Annotated in this window: 8 protein-coding genes; 3 read left to right on the forward strand and 5 right to left on the reverse strand. The window is 63.3% G+C overall.

Translation table 11 applies throughout. The features are described 5' to 3' along the window. Window positions 1-76 precede the first annotated feature (76 nt). From ACQ4MS_RS15680 to ACQ4MS_RS15690, 3 genes are all read left to right on the forward strand, one after another. The gene (locus ACQ4MS_RS15680) at window positions 77-1,462 is read left to right on the forward strand and encodes a phosphomannomutase/phosphoglucomutase (protein ID WP_431095561.1); all 1,386 of its coding nucleotides are present in this window, start codon (window positions 77-79) and stop codon (window positions 1,460-1,462) included. Between the two features lie 235 nt (window positions 1,463-1,697). After that, a complete protein-coding gene (gene waaC / locus ACQ4MS_RS15685) occupies window positions 1,698-2,765 on the forward strand; it encodes a lipopolysaccharide heptosyltransferase I (RefSeq protein ID WP_431095562.1) in 1,068 nt (355 codons plus the stop codon). Further along, window positions 2,762-4,135, forward strand: a complete 1,374-nt coding sequence (locus tag ACQ4MS_RS15690) for a 3-deoxy-D-manno-octulosonic acid transferase (RefSeq protein ID WP_431099602.1) — start codon at window positions 2,762-2,764, stop codon at window positions 4,133-4,135. The genes waaC and ACQ4MS_RS15690 overlap by 4 nt, the downstream gene beginning before the upstream one ends. A 423-nt stretch (window positions 4,136-4,558) precedes the next feature. Here the strand turns inward: ACQ4MS_RS15690 and ACQ4MS_RS15695 are convergent, their stop codons facing one another. The 5 genes from ACQ4MS_RS15695 to ACQ4MS_RS15715 all read right to left on the reverse strand — a co-directional run bounded on the left by ACQ4MS_RS15695 (window position 4,559) and on the right by ACQ4MS_RS15715 (window position 11,479). Next, window positions 4,559-5,584, reverse strand: a complete 1,026-nt coding sequence (locus ACQ4MS_RS15695) for a cupin-like domain-containing protein (protein ID WP_431095563.1) — start codon at window positions 5,582-5,584, stop codon at window positions 4,559-4,561. Between the two features lie 61 nt (window positions 5,585-5,645). After that, a complete protein-coding gene (locus ACQ4MS_RS15700; protein ID WP_431095564.1) occupies window positions 5,646-7,007 on the reverse strand; it encodes a TolC family outer membrane protein in 1,362 nt (453 codons plus the stop codon). 65 nt (window positions 7,008-7,072) lie between these two features. Beyond that, window positions 7,073-7,435: a rhodanese-like domain-containing protein gene (locus ACQ4MS_RS15705; RefSeq protein WP_431095565.1), complete on the reverse strand. Its 363-nt coding sequence runs from the start codon at window positions 7,433-7,435 to the stop codon at window positions 7,073-7,075. Between the two features lie 64 nt (window positions 7,436-7,499). Then, window positions 7,500-8,183: a protein-L-isoaspartate O-methyltransferase family protein gene (locus ACQ4MS_RS15710; protein ID WP_431095566.1), complete on the reverse strand. Its 684-nt coding sequence runs from the start codon at window positions 8,181-8,183 to the stop codon at window positions 7,500-7,502. A 62-nt stretch (window positions 8,184-8,245) separates the two neighbouring features. Then, window positions 8,246-11,479 carry an efflux RND transporter permease subunit gene (locus tag ACQ4MS_RS15715; RefSeq protein ID WP_431095567.1) on the reverse strand — a complete coding sequence of 1,078 codons (3,234 nt, stop codon included), beginning with the start codon at window positions 11,477-11,479 and terminating at the stop codon, window positions 8,246-8,248. Window positions 11,480-11,486: the final 7 nt, after the last annotated feature.

The following is an 11,486-nucleotide window of genomic DNA, read 5'->3' on the forward strand; positions in this document are numbered from 1 at the left end:
AAACGACTGCGGCCTACAGTTCCTGAAAAGACCGCCCCTACAATCAAAGCCATCAAGCTCACAGGAATCCCGCCCGATGCAAATCAACCCCTCCATCTTCAAGGCCTACGACATTCGCGGTGTTGTGCCGTCCACCATTCATGAGGAAATGGCAGAGGCGCTGGGTAAGGCTTTTGGCATGGCGGCGCTGGCTGAAGGTGAGAAATCGGTTGCCGTGGGCCGCGATGGGCGCCTCAGCGGCCCGTCGCTCAGCGCGGCGTTGATGCGGGGCCTGGCTGCGGTGGGTGTGGAGGTGATCGACGTTGGCATGGTGACCACGCCCATGTTGTATTTTGCGGCGAACACGGTGACGGATTCGGGCATCCAGGTCACGGGCAGCCACAACCCCAAGGACTACAACGGCTTCAAGATGGTGCTGGGCGGCCGTGCGATTTATGGCGAGGAAATTCAGGCGCTGCGCCGCACAATCGAAGGTGAAACCTGGGTATTGCCGTCGCAGCCCGGCGCCATCCGCCAGGTCGACGTGGAAACGGCATACCGCGACCGCATCGTGTCGGGCATCAAGCTTGAACGCCCGCTCAAAATTGTCATCGACTCCGGCAACGGCATTGCCGGCGCGTCGGCGCCCGCCATTTTTCGTGCGTTGGGCTGCGAGGTGATCGAGCTGTTCAGTGAAGTGGACGGCAACTTTCCCAACCACCACCCCGACCCCAGCAAGCCCGAAAACCTGCAGGATTTGATCAAGACCCTGCAGAACGGCGATTCTGAACTGGGCCTGGCCTTTGACGGCGACGGCGACCGCCTCGGCATCGTGACCAAAGACGGGCAGAACATTTACCCCGACCGCCAGATGATGCTGTTTGCGCGTGACGTGCTGTCGCGCGTACCGGGCGGCACGATCCTGTTTGACGTGAAATGCTCGCAACGCCTGGCGCCCGAGATTGAGGCGGCCGGCGGTACGCCCCTGATGTACAAGACCGGCCATTCGCTGATCAAGGCGAAGATGAAAGAAATCAACTCGCCGCTGGGTGGCGAGATGAGCGGTCACATCTTCTTCAAAGAGCGCTGGTACGGTTTTGACGACGGCACCTACGCCGGCGCGCGCCTGCTGGAAATCCTGAGCCGCGTGCCCGACGCCGGCATCGTGCTCAATGCCTTGCCCACCAGCTTCAGCACACCTGAATTGAACGTCGCCTGCAAGGAAGGCGAGCCGCATACGGTGGTGGAGGCCTTGACCAGGTCGGCGAAGTTTGCGGCGCCCGCGAAGATTTCAACGATTGACGGTGTCCGTGTGGATTGGCCGGACGGATTTGGGCTGATCCGCGCCTCCAACACCACGCCGGTGCTGGTGTTGCGGTTTGAGGGTCATACCCAGCAGGCGCTGGAGCGCATCGAGGCCGACATGCTGGCCCTGTTGCGGAGCGTCAAGCCTGATGCCAGCTTCGCTGCCGCCGCGCATTAGGCTCACCCCCTTTCAGGCTCACTTCGTGTAGCCTGCTCTCCCCTCAGGGCGGCGCCTGCGGCCCGGCAAAGCCGGTTCCGCGGCCCCCACTGGTGGAATACCCGTTACTCCGTTACGTCCTGAATCTTCAACCCAGCATGAGCCGTGGAACCGGCTTGCCGGGCCACAGGCGGGCGGCCCCCTCGGGGGGCAGGAGCTACACGAAGTGAGCGACCGTGGGGGTCTAAAATGCTTCATGAAAATTCTCCTGGTCAAGCTGTCCTCGCTCGGCGATGTGGTGCACACCCTGCCGGTGGTGCAGGACATCCGCACTGCGTTGCCGGAGGCTGAAATTGACTGGGTGGTGGAAAAGTCATTCGCACCGCTGCTGGCGCGCTGCAGTGGGTTGCGCCGGGTCATCCCCTGTGAGATCCGGCGCTGGCGCAAATCATTCTGGACCGGCGTGACGCGCCAGGAGTGGCGCGCCTTCATGGGTGAGCTACAGCGGGAAGCCTACGATGCCGTGATTGACTTGCAAGGCTTGACCAAGTCCGCGCTGGTCGCCCGGCTGGCCGTGCTGGCGCCTGGCGGCAAGCGCTATGCCCTGGCCAACCAGACCGAGGGCTCCGGCTATGAGGCCCCAACGCGCTGGGTGGCCGACGTGGCCATTACCGTGGAGCCGCACATCCACGCCGTGCAGCGCTCACGGGAGCTGGCCGCGCGCGCTTTGGGGTACATCCCGAAAATCACCCCGGATTTTGGATTAAAAAGCCCTGAATCCCATGATTTTTGGGCGCAAGCAGCTATTAAAAAGATAGCAGATTCGACGTCAAAAGGCCGGGTGGTGTTGGTCCATGGCACGTCGCGCGCCGACAAGGAGTGGCCGCTGGAACACTGGATCACCCTGGGCCGGCGCCTGGGTGCAGCGGGTTACCCGGTGGCGCTGGCACATGGCAATGCACGCGAACTGCTCACCAGCCAGGCGATTGCCCATGCGTTGAACAGAACCACTGCGGACACCGTCCTGGTGCTGCCGCTGCTGCCGCTTGACGCGCTCACTGAAGAACTTGCACAGTGCGCCGGCGTGATCGGGGTGGACAGCGGTGTGAGCCATATCGCCGTGGCGCTGGATTTGCCGCATGTGCAGATCTACAACTTCGACACGGCCTGGCGTACCGGGCCCGGCATAGCCGGCCATGGAGGGCGGCAAGTCAGCGTGTTTGCACAGCCGGTTCCCACAGTGGAAACCGTCTGGCAGGCGTGGCTGGGATGCTGGTCCGTGAGCAGCCCGGCCAGCGCGGGAAGCGCGGGAAGCGCGCCATGAGCGCGCCGGCCCTGAGGCTTTATTCACTGCTGATGTGGCTGGGCCAGCCGCTGCTGCGCCGCAAGCTGGCGCGCCGCGGCAAGCAGGAACCCGGTTACCTTCAGGCCGTGCAGGAGCGCTTTGGCCACTACACGCAGCCCCCGGAAACGGCATCGGAGCTGGTCTGGTTGCATGCCGTCTCTTTAGGCGAAACGCGCACGGCCGCCATGCTGCTCAAGGCCCTGCGCGCGCAGCATCCGGGCCTGCGCGTTCTGCTCACGCATGGCACGGCCACGGGGCGCGCGGAAGGCGTAGCCCTGCTGCAACCCGGCGATGTGCAGGTGTGGCAGCCCTGGGACACCCCTGGCGCGGTGGCGCGCTTCTTTGGGCATTTCAAGCCGCGGCTGGGGCTGCTGATGGAGACCGAGATCTGGCCCAACACCGTTGCGGCGGCCCAGGCCCGCGCCATGCCGCTGGTGCTGGTCAACGGCAGGTTGTCTGAAAAATCCCTTCGGCAGGCGCTGAAGATGTCACCACTGTCGATGCCCGCATACGCTGCGCTGTCGGCGGTGTACGCGCAGACGGATGACGATGCGCGGCGCTTTCGCCAGGCGGGTGCTGCCGTGGCGGGGGTGTTCGGCAACCTGAAATTTGATGCTTCGCCAGATGATGCCCAGCAGGAAAAAGGCAAATCCTGGCGCCGCATGCTGGCGCAGCCTGTGCTGATGTTCGCCAGTTCGCGTGAAGGCGAGGAAGCGCTGTTTCTAAAAGAAATCAGTGCTGTAGCCCAATCAGAACGTGCGCAAGGCGCTATCAAAAATGTAGCGGATTTATCTCAAACGCAGCAGCCCGAAGGCATGGGAAGCCGCTTCAAGGTGCTGCTGGTGCCGCGCCACCCGCAGCGCTTCAATGAAGTCGAGGCCCTGGTGGTCCAGCATGGCCTGCGCGTGTCGCGGCGCTCTGGCTGGGACGATGCCGCAGGCGGCCCGACGGCCAGCCTCGATGCGCAGCAGGCCGATGTGTGGCTGGGCGACTCGCTCGGTGAGATGGGGCTGTATTACGCGATGAGCGATGTCGCCTTGCTGGGCGGCAGCTTCGCACCGCTGGGCGGGCAGAACCTGATCGAGGCCGCCGCTTGCGGTTGCCCGGTCGTCATGGGCCCCCACACCTTCAACTTCACCGAAGCCGCCGAACTGGCAGTGGAAGAAGGTGCAGCCCGGCGCGTGGTCGACATGGAGCAGGGCGTGCGCACCGCGAGAAAACTGATGGACAGGCCCGAAGCACGCGCCGCCGCTGTGGCTGCGGGCCAGGCCTTCGCCGACCGCAACCGGGGTGCTACAGCGAAGACGGTGAGTGCGCTCGAAGGTTTCTTGAAAGCGCCTGCGCGATAAGGAGGCACCGTGACCGAGCCAACCAGACCGAAGCTGCGCGTACCCATCTGGTTCTGGATGCTGCTCTTCATGGCCGCATGTCTTTTCGGCTTCGGCGCCTATGTGATCCTCACGCTGATCTAGATCTGGCGTCACCTCCCGTTCAGGCTCACTGCGTGTAGCCTGTTCCCCCCCAGGGGGCGGCGCCTGGGGCCGGCGAAGCCGGAAAATTGGCCCACCCCTATCGGGCTCACTTCGTGTAGCCCTTTTCCCCTGGCCGGGGACGGCGCCTGCAGCCCGGCAAAGCCGGTTCCGCGGCTGCCCGCTTGTAGTGCTCAAAGAGTTCTTCATGCCAGCATGAGCCGCGGGACTGGCTTTGCCAGACCGCAGGCGGGTGGCCCCCTCGGGGGGCTGGGAGCTACACAAAGTGAGCGACCGTGGGGGCTATTTGATCACCTGATGGCAGGTGCAATTGCCCCAGGCGTACATACGCAAGTGATGCGCCCAATCCCGCAGCGTAGCCCAGGCACCGCCGGTGGCGACTTCGTATGGCGTGAGGCCAAACATGCCCAGACTGATGGAGGGCTCTGCCGACACCACTGAATGCCAGGTGCGGCGGGGCACAAAAAGTGCGTCGCCGGCTTCCACGCGGGCGTAGAGGCCGTTGGCTTTTTCAAACGAGGCGAGTTCCCTGGCCTGCTCAGGCAGACGCGACACGTTGATGTCGCTGAGCGTGGCGCCCCAGTCGTATTTTTTGGCGGGGCACATGTGCTGGCGCTGGTCGGGCGGGAAAAGGATGAACTCCTTGGTGCCCTTGAGTTGGCAAAACCAGTTGTGTGGAAAGTCGTTGTGCAGGCCGGTCACGGTGTTGGCCGGGCCCATGAAGACATATTCCCAGGTCAGGCGCTGGCCGGGCCACAGGCTCTTGATCATCAAATCGTTGCGCAGCTCTGGAAATGTTTCAAGGATGTCCCATTGCGCCAGGTACAGCGTGGTGGGTTTGAAAGACTGCATGTGCGCCCAGTTCAGGTGGAAACGCGCGCCGGGTTGCTTGCGCAGTTCTTCAAGCCGCGCCTTGGGCAGCAGGCCTGCGGCGGGGTTGGGGGCGATCAGCGCCGCCTTGCCGAGCTCGCGCAGGTAGGGCGCCACCGGCAGAAAAGGCCGGCCCTTGGTCACGCCTTGCTCCACCAGGCCGTCGGTGAATTTCACAGGCGCTTCGGAGCCTTTGCTTTCGCACACACCCGCAAGATGCTCAAACGACCATTTGCTGAAAGCCGGCCAATGCTTCACGCCGCCCTTGACCAGCACGGGACGTTCAAAAGGCAGCTGCCGCCCTGAAGCCTCCAGTGCTTCCCAGGTGGTTTCTTCAATCAACTGAAAGCCCGGCCCTGTCGGGATATCGCGAGGTGCGTCGGTTACCCGCTCGGCCTCGATGGGAAGCGACAGCAGGTCGTGGGTGGGCATCAGCATGGAAACGTTGGATCTTTGGTGTTGCGTCGTGCGGTGGCGGTGCCGGTCGCTGGGTTGCTTGTTACCGGGCCAGCAGTGCGTTGATTTTTTGGAGGTCTTCCGGCGTCAGCGTGCCGTTGGCTTGCCGCAACTTGAGGTCGCCCAGCAGGACGTTGTAGCGCGCCTGCGCCAGGTCGCGCTTGGTCTGGAACAACTGGCTTTGCGAATTGAGCACGTCGATGTTGATGCGCACACCGACCTGGTAGCCCAGCCTGTTGGCGTCCAGCGCGCTCTGGCTCGACAGTTCGGCTGCTTCCAGCGCCTTCACTTGCCCCTGGCCCGACTGCACGCCGAAGTAGGCTGCGCGTGTCGCTTGGGCCACGTTGCGGCGTGCGCCCTCAAGATCGCTTTGTGCCTTTTCTTTCAGCGACAGCGTTTCGCGCACGCGGTTTTGCGTGGCAAAGCCCGCGAACAGGGGTACGTTGAGCACCACACCGACAGTGGTGGTGTTGGTGCGGAAGGCGAACGGCGGATTGGTGCTTGCCGTGCCTTGCGGATTGCGTGTGACGTTGTAGCTGGCTGTCGCGTCCAGCGTGGGCTTGTGGCCGGCTTCGGCTTTCCTGACTTCCAGTTCGGCGATCTCCAGCCCGCTCTGGGCCAGGCGAATGTTCGGATGCACCGCTTCGGATTGCTGCACCCAGGTGTTCACATCGGCCGGCTCCACGGCGGGCAAATTGACGGGCGCCAGCAAGGGCTTGGGTTGCGTTTCAACTTTCCCGACGAGTGTGTCCAGTGCGAGTTTCTTGACGCGCAGGTCATTCTCGGCGGCGATTTCCTGGGCAATGACCAGGTCGTAGCGGGCTTGCGCTTCACGGGTGTCGGTGATGGTGGAGGTGCCTACTTCGAAATTGCGCTTGGCCGAGGCCAGCTGCTCGGCCACCGCAGCTTTTTGTGCACGCACAAAGGTCAGTGTGTCCTGCGCGGCCAGCACGTCAAAGTACGCCTGGCTGGTCCGCACAATCAGGTCCTGGTTGGCGGTTTCAAGCTGTGCCTTGGACTGCTCCACCTGTTTGGCGGCTTGCTCGTACGTGGCCCAGTTGGCAGGGCGGTACAGCGGCTGGGACAGGTTGAGCGTGGCGTTTTGCGTGTTGAAGCTGCGGTCCGTTACCGGCGCGGTGTTTTCAAAATTGCTGCGCGACGCGCCCGCCGAAATGCCCGCCGTCGGCAAAATGCCGGCCTTGGCCTGGGCCGCCCTGGCCAGGTTGGCGTCGTACTGCCGTTGGGCTGACTGGTAGGCAGCGTCGAAGGCCCGGGCCGACTCATACAACTCCACCAGGCTCTGTGCCTGCGCGGCCGGTGCCGCCATCATCAGCGCCGAGGTGATCGCAATCGACAGGGGCAGCATCGACAGGCGTAGCGCCGGCGGTTTCTTGGGCGTGGTCATAAAGGTCCTGAGGAATGAATGAGTTGGCGATAGGAAAGTGAATACGGCGTGCGGCTGCTGCGGGCTCAGTACGTGGGGACTGACGGGTCCACCTGCTGCGACCATGCATCAATGCCGCCCTGCAGGTTGACGACTTCGGTAAAGCCGCTTTGCATCAAAAAGTTGGCCACCTGCAGGCTGCGCATGCCGTGGTGGCAGAGGCACGCAATTGGCTGGCCGGTGCCGGCTTCGGTCTGCTGCAGCTCGGCCAGGCGGGTGGGGATCTCGCGCATCGGGATATGCACCAGCCTGAAGCCGTCTTCCTTGACCGACGCCGTCTGCAGTTCCCAGGGCTCGCGCACGTCCAGCACCACCGGCAATGCAGGCGCGCCTTCCCCGGCGTTGTTGCGCCAGTTGGCGAAGTCGGCGGGGCTCAATTGGGGAATCATGGTCGGCTGTCCTGCGTTGGGTGTGCGAGTGCTTGGGGTGATGAAGTCTTGCGGACGGCCGGGCTCAAAAACTGAACTTCGAAGGTTCAGGGAAATTCAGCAGGCGTGGCGCCACGGTGTCCCAGGCCTGCGTGGTGCGCCAGGCGTCTTCGGCCACGCGCGTGACCAGCGTGGCGCGCATCATGGGTTCAAAGCCCACGATAGCGCTCAGGCGGCCGCCCACTTTCAGCAGGGACAGCAGGCTGGCAGGTACTTCGGCAACTGAACCGCTGAGCACGATCACGTCAAACGGTCCACGCAGCGGATCGCTGCTGGAGACGGCCTGGGCAATTTTTGCCGTGCCGTCGCCTGTGCGTACTTCGGCGTTGTATAGGCCGGCCCTTTGCAGGTTGTCGCGTGCGGTCTGTGCCAGCCCGGGGTCGATCTCCATAGTGATCACCTGCTGCGCGCGGTGGGCCAGCAGTGCGGCCATGTAGCCGGAGCCGGCGCCGATTTCAAGCACTTTTTCATGCTTCTGCACGGCCAGTTCCTGCAGGATGCGGGCCTCGACCTTGGGTGCCAGCATGCACTGGCCTGGTTTTGCGCCCAGCGGAATTTCCATGTCGACAAAGGCCAGCGCCTTGTGGGCGGCCGGGACAAAGTCTTCGCGCTTGACCACGGCCAGCAAGGAAAGGACCTGGTTGTCCAGCACTTCCCAGGGGCGGATTTGCTGCTCAATCATGTTGAATCGGGCTTGTTCGTAGTTCATGGCGGACCTGTAAGTTGGCGAAATGGGGGAGGTTGGGCTGTACACGAGATAAACCTTTGATTTTAGCGGTCGCCCATGACGGCGGCCGGCGTTGCTGCATGCATGTCCGCAGGGTTTTGCGACGGTGTTTTGGGGCCGAATTTGCGCTTGAACCACTGGCCCAGGTCGTCCAGGTAGCAATACGTCACCGGCACCACCACCAGGGTCAGCAGCGAAGAGGTGATGACACCGCCGATCACCGCCTGGCCCATGGGCGCGCGCTGCTCCGAGCCTTCGGTCAGGGCAAAGGCCAGCGGCACCATGCCGAAAATCATCGCCAGCGTGGTCATCAGGATGGGGCGCAACCGTACCTTGGCAGCGTGCAGCAGCGCATCGCTGCGGTTCATGCCGGGAACGCGGTGGCCGTCCACGTCCACCTGGTCGGCGCGCATGCGGATGGCAAAGTCGACCAGCAAAATCGCGTTCTTCGTCACCAGGCCCATCAGCATCACCACGCCGATGATGGAAAACATCGAGAGTGTGGAGCGGAACATCAGCAGGGCCAGCACCACGCCGATCAAGGTCAGCGGCAAGGAGGTCATCAGCGCCATGGGTTGCAGAAAGCTTTTGAACTGGCTGGCCAGGATCATGTAGATGAACAGGATGGCCATCACCAGTGCCGACACCGCATAACCGAAGGACTCGGCCATGTTTTTGGTGGAGCCGCTGAACTGGTAGCGATAGCCGGGGGGGAAGCTGAAGTTCTCCAGCGCCGCCTTGATGTCGTTGGACACTTCGCCGGCCGAGCGGTTGTAGACGTTGGCGTTGATGGCGACTTCGCGCGCCATGTCGCGCCGGTTGATCTGGTTGGCCCCGGTGGATTCCTTCACCGTAGCCACCTGGTTGAGCCGGACCATGTGCGCGGCGGCGCCAGCTCCACTGCCGGGGGTGCTCATGAAGGGCAGGCGCTCCAGGTCCTGCGGTGCGTTGCGTGCATCGGGCGCCAGGCGCACGTTCACGTCGTAGGTCTGGTCGTCGGGCGCGCGCCAGTTGCCCACGGTTTGCCCGGCCACCAGGGTACGCAGCGATGCGGCGATCTGCGACACCGACAGACCCAGGTCGGAGGCCGCGTCGCGCCGCACATCAATTTCAATCACAGGCTTGTCGGCCTTGACGCTGGAGTCCAGGTCCACCAGGCCGGGGATGCCGCGAATCCTGTCGTTGATGGCGCGCGTGAGGCGCTCCAGCTCTTTCAGGTCCGTCCCCTGCAGGGAAAACTCCACCTGCTTGTTGCCGCCCACGGCGTCGAGCAGCCCGACGTGCGTCACCGTGATGCCAGGCACCTGCTTGAGGCGCTCGCGCAGCACGCCCGACATTTCGTCGACGCTGCGCGTGCGTGCCTTGCGGTCCACCATACGTACATAGATGTTCGCGTACATCTTGCCCTGGGCATTGCCGGTGTTCACGGTGGCCAGCGTGTACTTCACCTCGGGAAACTCGCGGATGATGGCTTCCACCTGCCGCGCCTTGGCCTCGGTGGTCTCCAGTGACGAGCCCACCGGCGTATAAAAGTTGAGCGAAGTTTCCGAGAAGTCGGCCTTGGGAACGAACTCGGTGCCCAGGAGCGGCACCATGAAGATGCTGGTGATAAAAATTACCACGGCCAACGCCAGTGTGGACAGCTTGTGGCCCAGCGACCAGCGCAGGATGCCCTGGTAGCTGTCGCTCAGGGATTCGGTGGCGTGGTCAAACCAGCCGGTGACGCGGCCTATGGTCTTGTCATAGAAGGTGACCGGCGCGCCGCGCTTTCCATGAGCCTCAATGGCAGGGTCGTGCCAGATGCTCGAGAGCATCGGGTCCAGTGTGAAGCTCACGAACATCGAGATCAACACGGCTGCCACGATGGTGACGCCGAACTCGTGGAAAAACTTGCCGATGATGCCGCCCATGAATCCGATCGGCAGGAACACCGCGACGATGGAGAAGGTGGTGGCCAGCACGGCCAGGCCGATCTCCTGTGTGCCGTCGAGCGAGGCCTGGTAGGGCGCCTTGCCCATCTGCACATGCCGCACGATGTTTTCGCGCACCACGATGGCGTCGTCGATCAAGAGGCCCACGCACAGCGACAGCGCCATCAGCGTGATCATGTTGATGGTGAAGCCGAACAGGTTCATGAACAGGAAGGTGCCGATGATGGAGATCGGCAGCGTCAGCCCGGTGATCACGGTGGAACGCCAGGAGTTCAGAAACAGGAAGACGATGAGCACGGTGAGCAGCGCGCCTTCGATCAGCGTGCGGCGCACGTTTTCAACCGCCACACGAATCGGCCGCGAACCGTCGGTGATGAGTTCCAGCCGTGCACCGGGCGGCAATTGCGGCTGGATGTCCTTGATGGCCTGGTTGAGCCCGTCCACCACGGCAATGGTGTTTTCGTCCTGCGCTTTTTGCACCGACAGCAGCAGCGTGCGCTGGCCGTTGTACAGCGCCAGGCTGTCGATTTCCTGCGCGCCGTCAGCAATGCGCGCCACCTGGTCCACCGTCACCGGTGAGCTGCCCTTGCGTGCCACGATGATTTTTCCGAAGTCTTCAGGCCGCTTCATGCGCGCGTCGATCTTGACGACACGCTCCTGCTGCAGCGAACGGATGGCGCCCACCGGCAAGTCCTGGTTTTCATTGCGCACGGCGTTGACCACCTGGTCGGCCGTGATGCCCAGCGACTCCATGGCCTGCGGGTTCAGGTAGACATTGATCTCGCGCTTGGTGCCGCCCACCAGCGTGACGGAGCCCGCGCCGCGCACGTTCTCCAGGCGCTTTTTCAGGACCTGGTCGGCCCAGTTGGTCAGTTCCACGGCCGACATGGCGGCGCTGCCTTTGGTGGCGTCCGGAAGCACGGCGACCGACCAGATGGCGCGGCTCGCCGGATCAAAGCGCAGCACGCGCGGCTCTTTGACTTCATCGCGGAGCGTGGGCCGGATGGCGGCGATCTTTTCGCGCACATCTTCGGCGGCGCGGCGGCCGTCCACATAGAGCTGGAACTCCATGATGACGACCGACTGGCCTTCGTAGCTGCGCGAGGTCAGCGCGTTGATGCCGGCGATGGAATTGACGCCTTCTTCAATTTTTTTGGTGACTTCGCTTTCAACGATCTCGGGCGAAGCGCCCGGGTATTCGGCGGTGATGACGACCACCGGGAAGTCGATGTTGGGGAACTGATCGACCTGCATGCGCTGGTAAGAGAATAGCCCCAGCACCACGATGGCCAGCATGACCATGGTGGCGAACACGGGATTCCTGAGGCTGACCTGTGTGAACCACATGCGCGTG

It is taken from the genome of Polaromonas aquatica, from assembly GCF_050626995.1.
GTDB lineage: Bacteria > Pseudomonadota > Gammaproteobacteria > Burkholderiales > Burkholderiaceae_C > Polaromonas > Polaromonas aquatica_A.